13 protein-coding genes are annotated in these 16,707 nt (G+C 66.1%); 8 read left to right on the forward strand and 5 right to left on the reverse strand.

The features are described 5' to 3' along the window. Positions 1-31 precede the first annotated feature (31 nt). The 3 genes from J7I89_RS09745 to J7I89_RS09755 are packed head-to-tail and all read right to left on the reverse strand — an operon-like array spanning position 32 to position 3,430. Positions 32-1,153 carry a LacI family DNA-binding transcriptional regulator gene (locus J7I89_RS09745; RefSeq protein ID WP_214969477.1) on the reverse strand — a complete coding sequence of 374 codons (1,122 nt, stop codon included), beginning with the start codon at positions 1,151-1,153 and terminating at the stop codon, positions 32-34. Between the two features lie 53 nt (positions 1,154-1,206). Beyond that, positions 1,207-2,208 carry a sugar phosphate isomerase/epimerase gene (locus tag J7I89_RS09750; protein ID WP_214969479.1) on the reverse strand — a complete coding sequence of 334 codons (1,002 nt, stop codon included), beginning with the start codon at positions 2,206-2,208 and terminating at the stop codon, positions 1,207-1,209. A gap of 1 nt (position 2,209) precedes the next feature. Beyond that, entirely contained in the window at positions 2,210-3,430 is a 1,221-nt protein-coding gene (locus tag J7I89_RS09755; protein ID WP_374102014.1) for a Gfo/Idh/MocA family protein, read from the reverse strand. A 129-nt stretch (positions 3,431-3,559) separates the two neighbouring features. On the opposite strand from J7I89_RS09755, the gene J7I89_RS09760 reads away from it, so the two are divergent. The 7 genes from J7I89_RS09760 to J7I89_RS09790 all read left to right on the forward strand — a co-directional run bounded on the left by J7I89_RS09760 (position 3,560) and on the right by J7I89_RS09790 (position 11,546). Beyond that, positions 3,560-4,774, forward strand: coding sequence for an ROK family transcriptional regulator (locus J7I89_RS09760; protein WP_214969481.1), 1,215 nt, complete (start codon positions 3,560-3,562; stop codon positions 4,772-4,774). A gap of 376 nt (positions 4,775-5,150) precedes the next feature. Then, on the forward strand, positions 5,151-6,446 hold the full coding sequence (locus J7I89_RS09765) for an ABC transporter substrate-binding protein (protein WP_308159858.1): 1,296 nt from the start codon (positions 5,151-5,153) through the stop codon (positions 6,444-6,446). 2 nt (positions 6,447-6,448) lie between these two features. Continuing rightward, a complete protein-coding gene (locus tag J7I89_RS09770) occupies positions 6,449-7,384 on the forward strand; it encodes a carbohydrate ABC transporter permease (protein ID WP_214969483.1) in 936 nt (311 codons plus the stop codon). Continuing rightward, positions 7,381-8,286, forward strand: coding sequence for a carbohydrate ABC transporter permease (locus tag J7I89_RS09775; protein ID WP_214969485.1), 906 nt, complete (start codon positions 7,381-7,383; stop codon positions 8,284-8,286). Before J7I89_RS09770 ends, J7I89_RS09775 begins: the two co-directional genes overlap by 4 nt. 53 nt (positions 8,287-8,339) lie before the next feature. Then, a complete protein-coding gene (locus tag J7I89_RS09780) occupies positions 8,340-9,440 on the forward strand; it encodes a Gfo/Idh/MocA family protein (protein ID WP_214969487.1) in 1,101 nt (366 codons plus the stop codon). A gap of 1 nt (position 9,441) precedes the next feature. Then, the gene (locus tag J7I89_RS09785; RefSeq protein ID WP_214969489.1) at positions 9,442-10,185 is read left to right on the forward strand and encodes a ThuA domain-containing protein; all 744 of its coding nucleotides are present in this window, start codon (positions 9,442-9,444) and stop codon (positions 10,183-10,185) included. Positions 10,186-10,352: 167 nt separating this feature from the next. Continuing rightward, entirely contained in the window at positions 10,353-11,546 is a 1,194-nt protein-coding gene (locus J7I89_RS09790; RefSeq protein ID WP_214969491.1) for a CynX/NimT family MFS transporter, read from the forward strand. A 218-nt stretch (positions 11,547-11,764) separates the two neighbouring features. Here J7I89_RS09790 and aceB read toward each other — a convergent pair whose 3' ends face one another. Together aceB and aceA are read right to left on the reverse strand one after the other, a co-directional pair. Next, positions 11,765-13,435, reverse strand: coding sequence for a malate synthase A (gene aceB, locus J7I89_RS09795; protein WP_214969493.1), 1,671 nt, complete (start codon positions 13,433-13,435; stop codon positions 11,765-11,767). A 93-nt stretch (positions 13,436-13,528) separates the two neighbouring features. Next, complete coding sequence (gene aceA / locus J7I89_RS09800; protein WP_214969495.1) at positions 13,529-14,860, reverse strand: isocitrate lyase; 1,332 nt, start codon at positions 14,858-14,860, stop codon at positions 13,529-13,531. A 180-nt stretch (positions 14,861-15,040) separates the two neighbouring features. On the opposite strand from aceA, the gene J7I89_RS09805 reads away from it, so the two are divergent. Then, on the forward strand, positions 15,041-16,528 hold the full coding sequence (locus J7I89_RS09805) for a helix-turn-helix transcriptional regulator (RefSeq protein ID WP_214969497.1): 1,488 nt from the start codon (positions 15,041-15,043) through the stop codon (positions 16,526-16,528). Positions 16,529-16,707: the final 179 nt, after the last annotated feature.

The raw sequence follows: 16,707 nt of genomic DNA on the forward strand, positions 1-16,707 counted from the left end.
TATGGCCACCCGGGGATCGCGGTGCCCCGGATCAGGACCCGCAGCCGCAGCTTTCCCGCACCACGAGCTTCACAGGGAGTTCCTTCACGATCGGCACGGGACTGGGCTTGGAGACTTCGTCAATGAGGATTGAGGCTGCGGTGCTGCCCAGTTCCACCAGGGGCTGCCGGATGGTAGTGAGGGTAGGACGGCTGACAAGCCCCGCCACCAGGCCATCGAAGCCGGTCACCGCGACCTGCCCGGGGACATTGATTCCGGCCCGGGCCAGGGCGTCCATGTAGAGCAGCGCCTCGGCGTCAACGGCGCAGACGAAGGCCTGCGGAAGCTGCTCCGCGGCCCGCAGTCTGTGGATGGTCCGGTCGACGTCGGAGGCTGGGTCCGTGGGGCCGGACCGGGGAAGCGTGCGGATGTCCAGCCCGGCGCGGCTCATCACCTCCGCATAACCACGGAACCGGCGCTCCCTGTCCGGTGACCCCTCAGGTCCGACGAAAATGATGTGGCGCAGGCCGTGGTCCTGGAGCAGGTGTTCGGTCAGCAGAGTCATGCCGGCGCCATTTTCCACCGACACCCGGTGAAGCCCGTTGTCCTCAGCGGGGTTGGACAGTTCAACCACCGGAATCCGCTTGGAAATACGGCGCAGCACGTCGCCCGGGAGGGTGTTCGGGAAGACGGCCAGTCCGTCAACGCGGCCTGCGATCTCGGCGATGTCCGCTTCCGTGCTGGCGCCGTGGCCTTCGCCCATCATGAGCACGTAACCGCGCCGCCTGCACTCCATCTCCACGCCTCTCTGCACCTCGTCGTGGTACAGCGGAAACAGGCGGAAGTCCTTGTTGGCGTCGTCCGAGAACAGGGAGTCGCGGTCATGGCTGGCTTGACCGGGACCCCTGGCGGTCCGCACGGCTGCATTGCGCGCGGCCTCGGTGCTGGAACGCCCAAAGTAGTCGAACGAAAACAGCCCGATCGCCCCGGTCTTGCCCCGGGCCAGGCCGCGGGCGCTGGCGCTGGGCAGGTAGCCCAGCGCCCGGGCAGCGTCCAATACGGCTTCCTTGGTGGATTCGCGGACGCGATGCGGCTGCGTGAAGGTGAAGGACACGGTGGCGATGGAAACCCCGGCCCGCTCGGCCACGTCATAGACCGTGGGCTTCTTGGCCATGGGTCTCCTCTCCGCAGGCAGTTCTATTCGAGTCGGAGCAGGCACTTCCCGTATCAGTCCTTGCTGCTGAAGGCGGCGTCGAAGCTGGTCTGCGAGGCAGGGAAGTCGAACTTCTTCAGCGCGGCGAGTGCCTCCGGGGCGCCGTGGAGGCGGTCCATGCCCGCGTCTTCCCACTCGATGCTGATGGGACCCGTGTAACCGATGGCGGTGAGGGCGCGGAAGGAGGACTCCCAAGGGACGTCGCCGCGTCCGGCCGAGACGAAGTCCCAGCCGCGGCGGGGGTCGCCCCACGGCAGGTGCGAGCCCATGACGGTGTTCCGGCCGGTGGGGCGGAGCTTGGTGTCCTTGCAGTCCACGTGGTAGATCCGGTCCTTGAAGTCCCAGATGAAGGAGACCGGGTCGATGCCCTGCCACATGAAGTGGGACGGGTCCCAGTTCAGGCCGAACGCCGGACGGTGGCCGATCGCTTCGAGGGTGCGGACGGTGGTCCAGTAGTCGTAGGCGATCTCCGACGGGTGGACTTCGTGGGCGAACCGGACCCCGCATTCGTCGAAGACGTCCAGGATGGGGTTCCAGCGGTCGGCGAAGTCCTGGTAGCCGGCGTCGATGACTTTGGCCGGGACGGGCGGGAACATCGCGACGTACTGCCAGATGGAGGAGCCGGTGAACCCAACGACCGTGTCCACGCCGAGGGCCTTGGCGAGCCGGGCGGTGTGCTTCATTTCCTCGGCGGCGCGGGTGCGGACGCCTTCGGGGTCGCCGTCGCCCCAGACCTTGGAACCGACGATCGCTTCGTGGCGGAAGTCGATCGGGTCGTCGCAGACGGCCTGGCCCTTGAGGTGGTTGGAGATGGCCCAGACCTTCAGGTTGTACTTCTCCAGGACCGCGAGCTTGGACTCGACATAGCCGGGTTCGTCCCAGCGCCAGGCGTCCAGGTGGTCCCCGGACACGGCGATTTCGAGGCCGTCATAGCCCCAGCCCGAGGCGAGTTTGGCGACTTCCTCGAAGGGCAGGTCTGCCCACTGGCCGGTGAACAGGGTGTAAGGGCGTGCCATGTCAGGCTCCTTCGGCGGGGGAATCGGTCAGGGGATTGGTCAGCTGGATGGTGGAGCTTTTCGCTGCGGAACTTTCCTCCACGGCCGCGAGGATGCGCTGGACCGCCAGGCCGTCATCGAACGACGGCGACGGCGCGGTTCCGTTGCCGATGGCGGTCAGGAAGTCCCGGATCTCGTGGGTGAAGGTGTGCTCCCAGCCGATGATATGGCCCTGGGGCCACCAAGCGTCCAGGTAGGGGTGCTCGGGTTCGTTGACCAGGATGCGGCGGAAGCCCTGCTCCCGCACCGGAAGGGTGGCGTCCAGGAAGCCGAGCTCGTTCAGGGCCTCGAGGTCGAAGAGCAGGGAGCCTTTGTCGCCGTAGACCTCGAGCCTGAGCGAATTCTTTTGCCCGGTGGCCACCCGCGACACCTCGACCGAGGCGACCGCCCCGGAGGCGAGGGACAGCGTGGCCCAGGCGGCGTCGTCGACCGTCACGTCCTCCGGGCCGTCCGCTCCCGGGCGGCTCGTGACGAAGGTGCGCAGGCGCCCGGACACTTCGGTGACGGCGTCGCCGAGGAGGAACAGGACCTGGTCGATGGCGTGGGAGGCGATGTCGCCCAGGGCGCCGGAGCCGGCCGTTTCCTTTCGCAGCCGCCAGGTCATCGGGGCGTGGTCGTCCGCAAGCCAGTCCTGCAGGTAGGCGGCGCGGACGTGGCGGACGGTTCCGAGCCGGCCTTCCGCGATCAGCTCTTTGGCCAGCGCGAGGGCCGGGACCCGGCGGTAGTTGAACCCGATCATCGACTGCACCCCGCGTTCCCGGGCGTCACGGGCGGCGGAGGTCATGGCCTCGGCCTCGGCCAGGGTGTTGGCCAGCGGCTTTTCCACGAGGACGTGCTTGCCCGCTTCCAAAGCGGCGATGGCGATCTCGGCGTGCATCCAGCCAGGGGCGCAGATGTCCACGACGTCGATATCGTCGCGCGCGATTACCGCCCGCCAGTCGGTGGCGGACTCGGCCCAGCCGTACTTCGCCGCGGCGGCAGAGACCTTGTCCGCGTCACGGCCCACCAGGACCTTCTGTTCGAAGGCCGGGACGTCGAAGAAGCTGGCGACGTTCCGCCACGCGTTGGAGTGGGCCTTGCCCATGAACGCGTAACCGATCATCGCTACGCCCAGCGGACGGACGGACGCTGCGTCCGCAGGCGCGTCATCGCCCTGCCGCCGCGCGGATTCTGGAGTGGACATGTTGGTTCCTCAGGGACGGCTGCTGTTTCAATCGAACCTACGGCGACTTTTGTCGATAGTCAATCAAAAGTTATGAAAAGGCATGCGCTAAGCCCCTGGGTTCCGCGGATCGTGTGCTATTCCTTAACCATGGAGACGACTTTCGAGCGGCAGGAACGGCCCGTCGACGCGGGCTTCCTGGCCCGCGCCGGTGATCTTTTTCAGCTGCTCCGCGACGGCAGGCCCCGGACGCGGGCCGAACTGGCCGAGCAGACGGGCCTGGCACGGACCACTGTTGCCGCGCGGATCGATGCCCTGACCGCCCTTGGGCTGGTGGGTCCTGCCGGCGAGGCCGCCTCCTCCGGCGGCAGGCCGCCGTCGAAATTTGCCTTCAACGCCAAGGTCCGGCTGGTCCTGGCCGCCGACGTCGGCGCCAGCCATGCTGCGATCGCCCTGACTGATCTCAACGGCAGCGTCCTAGCCCGGCACTCCGAACCGCTGGACGTGGCGCGGGGGCCTGAGACGGTGCTGGACTGGGTACTCCACAGCGGCCGGGAACTCCTGGCGCAGATAGGACGTACCGAGGCTGACATCGCCGGTATCGGCATTGGCCTCCCCGGGCCCGTGGAACACGGCAGCGGCAGGCCCGTGAAGCCTCCGATCATGCCAGGCTGGGACGGGTTCGACGTCGTGGGTTACATCCGTAAGGAGATCGATGCTGAAGTCCTAGTGGACAACGACGTCAACATCATGGCGCTGGGGGAACGGCACGCCCATTGGGGCGAGTATGCCGACGTCCTCTTCATCAAGCTGGCCACCGGCGTGGGAGCGGGCATCATCAGCAGCGGCGAACTTCAGCGCGGCGCGGACGGCACGTCCGGCGACCTCGGCCACGTCCGGGTGCCGGGCGGCGAAGGCGTGCTGTGCCGGTGCGGGAACACGGGATGCCTGGAAGCACTTGCCTCCGGCCCTGCACTGGCCCGGAAACTGCAAAGCCTGGGGATCGACGCCAGCTCGGGGGCTGATGTTGTGGACCTGGCTGCCCAGGGGAACGTGCATGCCATCCACGCCCTGCGGCAGGCCGGCCGCGACGTCGGCGAAGTCCTCGCCATCTGCGTCAACATGCTTAACCCGTCCGTGATTGTGGTGGGCGGAAGCCTGTCCCGGGCCGGCGACCAGCTGCTGGCCGGGATCCGGGAGGCTGTCTACGGGCGGTCCCTGCCGCTTGCGACGGCCCGGCTGCGGATCGAGCAGTCGCGCGCCAAGACGGACGCCGCCATCCTCGGCGCCAGCCGCATGGTCATCGAGCACGTGCTGTCGCCGGCCGTCGTCGAATCCGCCGTGGCGGCCGCAGCCCGCCCGTAGCTCCCGCTGCCGGCACGCCCGCGGCCGGGGCGCCACCTGCCGCGGCGCACCGCCGAAACTTCTGCGCTCCCGCTTGCCCGCACGCCCGCGAGAAAGTCCCCGGTGCTTTTGCCACCTTCCATCCAAAGCGGCGCCCAAGTGCATGTTCAGTGTCAGAAGACAGTTGATAAAAGCCGAAAATCAATGCGCTTAGCTCATTGACACGCCCTGAGACGCATGAAAGCTTTACTTACAACCGAGGAATTGCAGGCTTTTGTAAAGCAAAAGTCAAAAGCTTGGCACTGAAAACTTCGTCACCACGTCATATCAACGCGGCCGTCCCGGCCACCAGCGAAGGCTGCTGGCGGACCAGGGTAGGCAAATCGAAAGGAAACTCGTGAAGGCATCCATGCCAGCCGGACGACGTCGTCTGGCCAAGAGTGTTGTGGCTACCGTGGCCATGGGAGTTCTGCTCGCCGGCTGCGGCGGCAGCCCGGCGGCCACCCCGAATTCCACGGCTGCCGCCGTCGACCCCAAAAGTGCGGAGGGCGCCAAGGGCGACATCACCATCTGCGGCGGCAAGGACGCCAGCGGGATCCACAAGAACACCACCGCCGCCTTCCACAAGGCGAACCCGACCATGAACGCCAAGTACGTGGAGATCGGTTCGAGCACGGACCAGCAGCGCACCCAGACTGTGCAGCGCCTGGAAGGCAAGTCCACGGAATGCGACATCTTCATGATGGACGTCACCTGGGCTCCTGAGTTTGCCGCGCAGAACTGGCTGCTGGACCAGACCCCGGTGATGGAGAAAATCAAGGATCGCCTGATCCCGTCGACCGCGCAGACCGCCTTGTACGACGGCAAGTACTGGGCCACCCCGTTTTACACCAACGCCGGCCTCATCTACTCCGCCAAGGGCAAGGTGGCCAAGCCGGCCACGTGGCAGGAGCTCTACGCCGAGGCCGCGAAGGCCCCGGGCAACGGACTTGTGTACCAGGCACAGCAGTATGAGGGCCTGACCGTCAACTTCCTGGAACTCCTCTACAGCGCAGGCGGCGAGGCAGTGAACGACAAGGGCGAGGTGAAGATCGATTCCCCGGAGACCCGCGAAGTTCTCCGGTTCATGGCGGACGGCATCAAGAACGGCTCGGCCGACCGCGCGGTCATGACCTACAAGGAAGACGAGACACGGCTGGCATACGAATCCGGCAACTTCGGGTACGAGCGCAACTGGCCACACGTCTACCGGCTGCTGAACAAGACCAAGCTGGCAGGCAAGTTCGACGTGTCGCCGCTGCCGTCCTTCGACGGCAAGTCCGCTGCAAGCGGTGTGCTGGGCGGATGGAACTTTGCGATCTCCGCCTTCTCCCAGAACAGCGGAGCCGCACTGGCGTACATCAACTTCGCCACCACTCCCGAGTGGCAGAAGCACGTGGCCATGGACAACTCACAGGCTCCCGTCAACGAGGCAGCCTACTCCGACCCCGAGGTCCTGAAGGCCATGCCGTTCGCAAAGGAACTGCTGGCCTCCGTGAAGGGCGCCAAGCCCCGCCCGCAGTCCCCGGTCTACCCGCAGATCTCCCAGGCGATCTACAAGAACGTGCATTCGGTCCTGTCCGGATCGGCATCTGCCGATGAGGCCACGAAGAAGATGGCCGAGGACATCAAGACCGCACAGGACAGCTTCTAGCCATGACATCGGCACAGAAGCTGGCCGAACGGCCGAGGACTTTCGGGTACGACCGTGCGGAACGCCGGCTGGCGGTCCGGATGGTGGCACCCTCGTTGATCCTGATGTTCCTGGTGGCCGCCGTTCCCATCGGCTACGCCGTCTGGCTGTCGCTTCACCAATACAGCGTGCGGCAGGCGGGGCTGTCACGGTTCGTCGGACTGGACAACTACCTGGACGCGCTCAGCAGCGGCGCCTGGTGGTCGGCCTTCGGGCAGACGTTCACGTTCGCCGCGGCTTCCGTGTCGTTGGAACTCGTCCTCGGAACGGCCATGGCGCTGCTGCTGAACATGACGTTCCGGGGACGCGGGCTGCTGCGGACCCTCGTGCTGCTGCCCTACGCGATCCTGACCGTGGTTAGCGCCATCACGTGGCAGACGATGTTCGAGCCGACCCTGGGCCTCGTCACCACGGTGCTCAGGGGACTGGGCCTGCCGGGCGGCGACATCGTCTGGCTCGGCGAGTCCGGCTACGCCATGGCAGTGATCGTGCTGGCGGATGTGTGGAAGACCGCCCCGTTCGTCGCACTGCTGGTGCTCGCCGGCCTCCAGGTGATCCCTGACGAGGTCTACGAGGCAGCCGAGCTGGACGGGTCCACCAAGTGGACCACATTCATCAACATCACGCTGCCGCTGCTGAAACCGGCGATCGTGCTGGCCGCCATCTTCCGCACCATGGATGCCCTCAGGGTCTTCGACCTGCCGTTCGTCCTCACGCGCGGCGCCAACGGAACGGAATCGATGTCCATGCTGGCTTACACCGAGTTGCGGGAAAACCGGCTGGTCGGGGAAGGGTCCGCGCTGTCCATCCTCACGTTCCTGACCGTCATGGCAGTATCCGTCATCTACATCCGGTTCGCCGGCGGGAACATCCGCGCAGCCGCCCAGGAGAAGCAATGAGTACGGTCCTCGAAGAACGCCGCGCCGCGGCCAAGGCGGGCCCCCGCCCGCGGCCCACCAGGAAGCCGCTCCGCCGCGGGGAGTCCAGGCTCCACCCGCTGACCTGGATGTTCGTCCTGGCCGTGATGGCCTTCTCGCTGGTGCCCTTCTACTGGCTCATCAACACTTCCCTCAAGGCGGGGGAGAGCCTGGGCGCCGGGGAACTGTTCCCCAGCCAGCCCACACTGGACAACTACTTTGTGGTGTTCCGCAACCCGGACTTTTTCCTGGCCCTCCGGAACTCGGTCATCATCGCCGTGGTGACCACCGCCGTCGCGCTTGTCTTCGCCTCCTTCGCCGCCTATGCCCTGGCCCGGCTGAAGATGAAGCGGAAGGCTCTGCTCCTGACGCTGATCCTCTCGGTCACCACGTTCCCGGCCATCGCCATTGCGGCGCCGATGTTCTCCATCTGGCGGGAAATCGGCCTCTACGACACCCTGATCGGGCTCATCATCCCCAAACTCACCTTCGCCCTACCCCTGGCGATCTACACGCTGACCTCCTTCTTCCGGGAAATCCCCAAGGAGTTGGAAGAGTCGGCATACATCGACGGAGCGTCGCCGTTCCTGGCCTTCCGGAAGGTAATCCTCCCCCTGGCCGTTCCGGGGCTTGCCACAACGGCCATCCTGGTGTTCATTTCAGTGTGGAATGAATTCCTGCTGGCCGTCACGCTGACGACGTCCCCGGAGTCCCGGCCGGTGCCGGTGGCGATCGCTTTCTTCAACGGCACCAGCGAATACGATCAGCCGATCGGCGCCATCAGCGCGGCGTCGGTCCTGATTACCATTCCGCTGGTGATCCTGGTGCTTGTCTGCCAGAAACGGATCGTCGCCGGGATGACCGCGGGTGCCGTCAAGGGCTGACGCGGCCCTCATCAACCAAAGCTCAACAACCCAAAAAAGCAAAGGAATTTCCAGTGAGCAAGCAGCAGGCACAGCCCGCACCCCTGAAGATCGGGGTTGTAGGCATCGGATGGGCCGGTCAACAGCACATCAAGGCCTACAAGGATATTGAGGGCGTGGAACTCGTCGCCGTTGCCGCCATGGAGGCGGACCTCCTGAGCAGCCTCAAGGCCGAATACGGCATCCCCCACACGTTTGCCCGCTGGGAGGACCTGATCGAGTTGGAAGGACTCGATGCCGTCAGCGTCGCGGTGCCCACGTTCCTGCACGCGCCGATCGCCGTCGCGGCGCTCGAGCGCGGTCTGCACGTCCTGAGCGAAAAGCCGCTGGCCCGCAACGGCGAAGAGGGCCGGAAGATGGTCGAGGCCGCGCGCAAGGCAGGCCGCGTCCTGGACGTTGCCTTCAACCACCGCCGCCGGGGCGACATCCAGAAACTTAAAGGCATCATCGACGACGGCGAACTCGGCCGTCCGTACTACGCCAAGGCATCCTGGCTCCGCCGCCAGGGCATCCCCATGCTGGGAAGCTGGTTCACGAACCCCGAACTGGCAGGCGGCGGACCGCTGGCGGACATCGGCGTGCACGTCCTGGACTACTCGCTGCACCTCCTCGGCGAACCGAAGGTCCTTTCCGTCTCGGCCTCCACCCACTCCGAGCTGGGCCCCCGCGGCCTCGGCGGCAACGCCCGGTACACCGCCATGAAATCGACCCACAAGTTCGAAGTTGAAGATTTCGCGTCGGCGTTCATCCGCCTGGAGGGCGGCGGCACGCTGATCCTCGAGGCCGGCTGGGCGGCGTACAGGGAAGAAGACGACCTGATGGACTTCACCGTTTACGGAACCGACGGCGGCGCCGAACTGCGCGCCGTCGGCGCTTCCAACGCCCCCGTTGCGGACCTCCGCATCTTCAAGGAGAAGGACGGCGAAAACGCGGACTACGAAGTGGTGGCCGAACCCGGCCGCGCGCACCAGGCCGTCGTGGAAGACTTTGTTGACGCCGTCCGCGGGGGTGAGACTGTGTGGGGCGCCCACGACGGCTCCGTGGCACTGAGCCGCGCACTGGTGCTCGATGCCTGCTACAAGTCCGCCGTAGAACAGCGCGAAGTGAGGCTCTGACATGACTGACAAACTCAACATCCTGGTGTGGAACGAAGGCGTCCATGAGGCCCGCAACCAGCCGGAGACCATGGGGGAGATGTACCCCAAGGGCATTCACGGAGCCATCGCCGACGGGCTGAAGGGCTTCTACCCGGATTCCGGCATCACCACGGCCACGCTGGCGGACCCCGAGCACGGGCTGTCGGAGGAAACCCTGGCCGCGACGGATGTCCTGCTGTGGTGGGGGCACGTGGCCCACGCCGAGGTCAGCGACGAAGTGGTCGAGCGTGTGGAGCGGCACGTGCTGGGCGGCATGGGGCTGATCGTCCTTCACTCAGGGCACTTCGCCAAGATTTTCACCAAGCTCCTGGGCACCACCTGCTCGCTCAAGTGGCGCAACGACGGCGAACGCGAACTGGTGTGGACGGTCAAGCCCTCGCACCCGATCGCCGCCGGCGTGGAAAGCCCCATCGTGATCCCCAAGCAGGAGATGTATGGGGAGCTCTTCGACATCCCCGAACCTGACGACCTCATCTTCATCAGCTCCTTTGAAGGCGGCGAAGTTTTCCGCTCGGGTGTCACGTTCTCCCGCGGCAAGGGCCGGATCTTCTACTTCAGCCCGGGCGACCAGGAGTATCCCGTCTACCACCAGCCCCAGATCCAACAGGTTATCGCCAACGGCGTCGGCTGGGTGGCACAGCCCAAGCAGTTCCGGGAGGCGCCCGGCGTGGCCAACGCCCAGCGGGACTGGTACCTGGCCTGAGCGTGCCGCGTAACTGAATGCTGCGTAACTGAATAGCGTTTCCGGCGGGCAGGAGTGCAGCGATGCGCTCCTGCCCGCCGACTTTTTCCATCGATTTGGCCGCGGCGTGATAGCAATGAAGTGATGAGCCACGTAACCGTGCAACCGCCCGCCGCCCCGGCCGCCGTATGAAGGGCCGCCCGGACTCCAGGGTCCCTGGCAGCTGGATTCTGCTCGCCTGCATCGGCCTGATCGCCCTGAACATGCGGGGTCCGTTCGTGGCGGTAGCTCCCGTGGCGGGGGCCATGCAGCAGGACCTGGGGTTTTCGCCGGTGGAGCTGGGCCTGCTGACGGGAATTCCGGTGCTGTGCTTCTCCCTGGCCGCGCCCCTCGCCTCACTCGCCGGCCGCCGGCTGGGAGCGGAAGTGGCCATCACTCTGACCCTCCTGGGCGTCCTTGCCGGCGTCGTGGTCCGGTCCGCCGGGGGCGGCGCGCTGGTGATGATCGGCACGGTCATCCTGGGCCTGGCCATCACCATCGGAAACATCGCCGTGCCGCTGATCATCCGCCGGGACTTTTCCCCGCGCCGCCAGGGCACCGCGATGGGCATGTATACGGCTGCCCTGAATATCGGCTCGTTCGTCACGTCCGTGGTCACCGCACCCCTGGCCGAGGTTGCCGGCTGGCGTCCCGCCCTCGCGGCCAGCGCTGCCTTCGCCGTCGCTGCCATCGGCTTCTGGGTGATCGCGGCGGGCCGCGGTGCCTTCATCCCGGCACCGGACGACGGCTCGGGCGGCCCTCCGGCCGCAGGCCGCCCCGCCTCGCGCTGGATCACCGTGGGGCTGACCGCTGGCTTCGCCGGGCAGGCCGTCTCCTATTACGGAGTCACTGCCTGGCTTCCCACCCTGCTGGCGGACGAACTGGGGATGGCTCCCGCCGCCGCCGGAGCGGGATCGTCCCTCTTCCAGATCCTCGCCATTGCGGGCGGCATGGGCGTTCCGCTGGTGGCCAGGTTCGCCAGTACGACGGCGGTGGCGCTCGCCCTGGGAGCCATGTGGCTGACCGTGCCGCTGGGCCTGCTGTTCGCTCCCCAGCTGTGGTGGCTGTGGTCCTCCTTCGGCGGCATCGCCCAGGGCGGCGGCATCACCCTGATCTTCATCGCCATCATCAAGCTGGCGCGCGACCAGGCCTCGGCGGGGCGGATGTCGGCCATAGTCCAGGGGACGGGGTACTGCTTCGGCGCCGTGGCGCCCACGCTGCTGGGGTACGTGCAGGGTGCATCCGGTTCCTGGGACGTCCCGCTGCTGATTATCCTGGGCTCCGTGCTCCTGTTCATCCTCGGAACCACGCTGTCCGTGCGGACGGTGCCGAAGCAGCGCTAAGGCAAGCGCCGCCGTCGTACGTCTTTCAAACGCCAAGCGCGAACGAACACTTAAGCCCCCGCACAACAGCGCGAACCGGCAGCTAATGCCCTCAAACCTTGGGTTTGCGGTAATTAGCTGCCAGTTCGCGCTATGAAGAGGTGGGTTCCGTTGCCGGGCTGCCTCCCCGGATTTCGGGGTTGCTGTTGCGAAGGCGCGGCAGCCCGGCTGACGGAAATTTAGGCGGCGACGAGCTCGTCCTCGATGGCCTCGGCCGTGGCGTCCGCGCCCTCGCGGGCTTCGTGCAGGTAGCGGGCGTAGGCCGGAACGGTGAGGAAGCTGGGGAACTTGTCGCTCAGCGTGACTTCCTCGAAAATGTCGCGGGCGTCGGCGAAGCGGTCGCCGTCGAAGCGTTCCAGCCCGGCGAACTCCTCGTCCAACATGTCCTCGACCCATTCGCGGCTGATGATCTCGCCGTGGTCCGTGATGGCGCGGGCGTAGATCCACTGCCACAGCTGCGAGCGGGAGATCTCCGCGGTGGCGGCGTCTTCCATGAGGTTGTGGATGGCCACGGCGCCGTTGCCGCGCAGCCAGGACTCGATGTACCTGATGCCCACTTCGATGTTGTTCCGGATGCCCTGCTCGGTGATGGTGCCCTGGGTCGCGGCCACGTTGATCAGCGCACGGTCGTCGGGGGTGACGTCCTCGCGCAGGCGGTCCAGCTGGTTGGGCCGGTCGCCGAGCACGGCATCGAACACCTCGCGGCAGACGGGAACCAGGTCCGGGTGGGCCACCCAGGAGCCGTCGAAGCCGTCGGCGGCCTCGCGGGTCTTGTCAGCGCGGACCTTTTCGAAGGCGTTGGCGTTGGCGGCCTCGTCCTTGCGGTTGGGAACGGCTGCGGCCATTCCGCCGATCGCCATGGCGCCGCGCTTGTGGCAGGCGCGCACCAGCTGCTCGGTGTAGGCGCGCATGAACGGGGCCGTCATGGTCACCTGGCCGCGGTCCGGCAGCACGAACCGGGGGCCGCGGGTGCGGAAGTTCTTGATCAGCGAGAAGATGTAGTCCCAGCGGCCGGCGTTCAGTCCGGAGGCGTGGTCCCGCAGTTCGTACAGGATCTCCTCCATTTCGAAGGATGCCGTGATGGTTTCGATCAATACCGTGGCGCGGATGGTGCCCTGCGGAATGCCGAGCAGGTCCTGGGCCAGGATGAAGATGTCGTTCCAGAGCCGGGCCTCGAGGTGGTTTTCGATCTTCGGCAGGTAGAAGTACGGTCCCTTGCCCTGGGCCAGCAGGCGGCGGGCGTTGTGGAAGAAGTACAGGCCGAAGTCCACGATGCCGCCGGCCACGGGCGTGCCGTTGATGAGCATGTGCTTCTCGGGCAGGTGCCAGCCGCGGGGGCGGACCACGATGGTGGGCAGGTCCTCGGCCGGGCGCAGCTTGTAGTCCTTGCCCTCCGGGGACGTGAAGTCGATCCGGCGTTCCAGCGCGTCCGTGAGGTTGAGCTGGCCCTGGATGACGTTGCGCCAGGACGGCGTGGAGGAGTCTTCCATGTCCGCGAGCCACACCTTGGCGCCGGAGTTCAGCGCGTTGATGGTCATCTTCTTGTCCACGGGTCCGGTGATTTCCACCCGGCGGTCCTCCAGCCCCGGCGCCGGCGGAGCGACGCGCCAGTTGGGGTCGTTGCGGACGGACTCGGTCTCGCGGAGGAATCGCGGGTCCTGGCCGGCGGCGATCTGCTCCCGCCGTGCCCTGCGCGCCCGCAGCAGCTCCTCGCGCCGCCCGGCCGTCGCGTTGTGCAGCTTGGCCACAAACGCCAGCGCATCCGGCGTCAGTACCTCGCCCTGCCGGCAAATGGGCTGGGCGGTCAACGTTATCCCGTTGATAGTGAAGTTGTCGGTGAAGCTGTTCATGGGAATTCTCCTTGAAAGGTTCCCAACTGAGTCGCAGTAGGTGTCGTTTTGAGCCTCCAAAACGACACCTACTGCTATCTAGTTGGGGAAGTGTTAGTGGAACTGGCCTTCTTCGGTGGATCCCACCAGGGCCAGGGTGGATGCGTTCGGGTTGAGCGCAGTGGCGATGTCGTCGAAGTAGCCGGTGCCGACTTCGCGCTGGTGCTTGGTCGCGGTGTAGCCGCGGGACTCGGAGGCGAATTCCTTCTCCTGCAGCTCGACGTAGGCGCTCATGCCTTCACGGGCGTAGCCGTGGGCGAGGTCGAACATCGAGTAGTTCAGGGCGTGGAAGCCGGCCAGGGTGATGAACTGGAACGTGAAGCCCATGGCGCCGAGTTCACGCTGGAACTTGGCGATGGTGGCGTCGTCCAGGTGCTTGCGCCAGTTGAACGACGGCGAGCAGTTGTAGGAGAGCATCTGGTCCGGGAACTCGGCCTTGACGGACTCGGCGAATTTGCGGGCCAGTTCGAGGTCCGGGGTGCCCGTTTCCATCCAGATGAGGTCGGAGTACGGGGCGTAGGCCTTGGCGCGGGCGATGCAGGGTTCGATGCCGTTGCGGACCTTGTAGAAGCCTTCCGCGGTGCGGACCGGCTGTCCGCCTTCGCGGAGGATGAATTCCTGGTCGCGCTCGTCGACGTCGGAGGTGATCAGGGTTGCCGCCTCGGCGTCAGTGCGGGCGATGACCACCGACGGGGTGCCGGCAACGTCGGCGGCCAGGCGGGCGGCGTTCAGGGTCCGGACGTGCTGCTGGGTGGGGATCAGGACCTTGCCGCCGAGGTGGCCGCACTTCTTCTCCGAGGCGAGCTGGTCCTCCCAGTGAACGCCCGACGCGCCAGCCTGGATCATGGACTTCATCAGCTCGTAGGCGTTGAGCGGGCCGCCGAAGCCTGCCTCGGCGTCGGCAACGATCGGCACCAGCCAGTCCTCGACCGTCTGGATGCCCTCGGAGAATTCGATCTGGTCTGCGCGGAGCAGGGCGTTGTTGATGCGGCGGACCACCGTGGGAACCGAGTTGGCCGGGTAGAGCGACTGGTCCGGGTATGTGTGGCCGGAGTTGTTGGCGTCGGCAGCCACCTGCCAGCCGGAGAGGTAGATGGCGCGGAGACCGGCCTTGACCTGCTGCACGGCCTGGTTGCCGGTGAGGGCGCCCAGGGCGTTGGTGTACTTGCCTTCCTTGTGCTCCTCGGTCAGCTGCTTCCACAGCTTTTCGGAGCCGCGGCGGGCCAGCGTGTGTTCTTCGGAGACGCGGCCGCGGAGGCGGACGACGTCCGAAGCTTTGTAATCACGGGTCACACCTTCCCAGCGCGGGTTGGCGGCCCACTCGAGCTCCAGTGCGGCGGCCTGCTGTTCGGGCGTCTGCTGGGTGGGCTCAAATGCTGCAGTCATCTTTGTCTCCTTGTTTGTGCTCCGGGTTGTCCGGGCCGGCCGTCCCTGCTTCCTTGCAGATCCGGCCGGCGGATCCCGGTGCGGTGTTTCTTTCCGTGTGTTCTACTTTTCTGCACTTTCAAGAGGGTTACTAGATGAAAACCATGGAAAGAAATGCGTTTCTTCGCGTATGCTCAATAAATGTCGCCTACAAGCTGGAACCGCAAAGCCGCCACCCTGCCGTCGTCCCCTGCCACCCCGGAACTGGATGTCATCAGCCTGGGACGCCGCGTCCGCCACCTGCGCAAAGCGGCTGGCATGACACTCGATGACCTGAGTGCCGCCGTCGGGACCGCACCAAGCCAGCTGAGCCTGATCGAGAACGGGAAGCGGGAGCCCAAACTGGGGCTCCTGCAGCAGCTGGCGGCCGGGCTGAATGTCACCATTGACCAGTTGCTCGGGGCCGAGCCACCAAACCGCCGTGCGGCGCTGGAGATCGAGCTGGAACGGTACCAGCGCAGTCCCATCTACGAGTCCCTGAACCTGCCGAAAATCCGCATCAGTTCGCGGCTCCCGATGGATGTTTTGGAGTCCATGGTGGGCCTGCAGCACGAGCTGGAGCGCAAACTCAATGAGCAGGTGGCGACGCCCGAAGAAGCCCGCCGCGCCAACGCTGAACTGCGGGCCATGATGCGCGAGCGGAACAACTACTTCCCGGAGTACGAGGCCGAGGCGCAGAAGGTCCTGGCCTCGGTGGGACACACCAGCGGTCCGCTGTCCCACCACGTCATCGCGGACATCGCGGCGCATCTCGGGTTCAGCCTTCACCACGTGGGTGACCTGCCGCATTCCACCCGTTCCGTGACGGATCTCAAGAACCACCGAATTTACCTGACGCAGAACCAGCGCTCGGACCACGACCCCCGTTCGGTACTCCTGCAGGCGCTGGGCCACTACGTCCTGGGCCACCAGACCCCCAACAACTACGGGGATTTCCTGATGCAGCGCGTCGCTACCAACTATTTCGCGGCAGCGCTGATGCTCCCGGAGCAGGCCACCGTGGATTTCCTTCAGAAGGCCAAGCAAGCCAAGGAAATCGCCGTGGAGGACGTCCGGGACGCCTTCGCCGTGTCCTATGAAACGGCCGCCCACCGGTTCACCAACCTGGCCACCCAGCACCTGGACATCCGCACCCACTTCCAGAAGACCCATAAGAGCGGCATCATATACAAGGCCTACGAGAACGACGGCGTGACGTTTCCGCAGGACCACACCGGCGCCATCGAGGGTCAGCCGTCGTGCAAATACTGGACCAGCCGCATGGTGTTCGACGTGGCGGACAAGTTCAGTGCGTACAACCAGTACACGGACACCCCGGCGGGGACGTACTGGTGCACGGCCCGGACCGAGCGCTCCGCCAACGGCGAGTTTTCCTTGTCCGTGGGCGTGCCGTACGCGCAGGTGAAATGGTTCCGCGGCCGCGACACCACCGAGCGGTCCAAGTCCACGTGCCCGGATGAGAACTGCTGCAGGCGGCCTCCGGCCTCGCTGACGTCGGAATGGGCGGGCAACGCCTGGCCGTCCGCGCGGGCGCACTCGCACCTGCTCGCGGCCATGCCCCCGGGCGCCTTCCCCGGCGTGGACGAGACCGAGGTGTACACGTTCCTGCAGGCGCACTCGGGGAGCTAGGGAGCGCCGCCCCCGGAGATGCCAGAACCCGCGACGCTCTCTCAGTTCCTGCGGGTTTTTCCGCGACGCTCTCTCAGTTCCTGCGGGTTTTTCCGCGACGCTCTCTCAGTTCCTGCGGGTTTTTCCGCGACGCTCTCTCACTTCATGGGGCGTCCGGGCGCCGGCCCCCGCGGCCGTGC

This window comes from Arthrobacter sp. ISL-5, from assembly GCF_018613835.1.
In the GTDB taxonomy this organism is placed as follows: domain Bacteria; phylum Actinomycetota; class Actinomycetes; order Actinomycetales; family Micrococcaceae; genus Arthrobacter.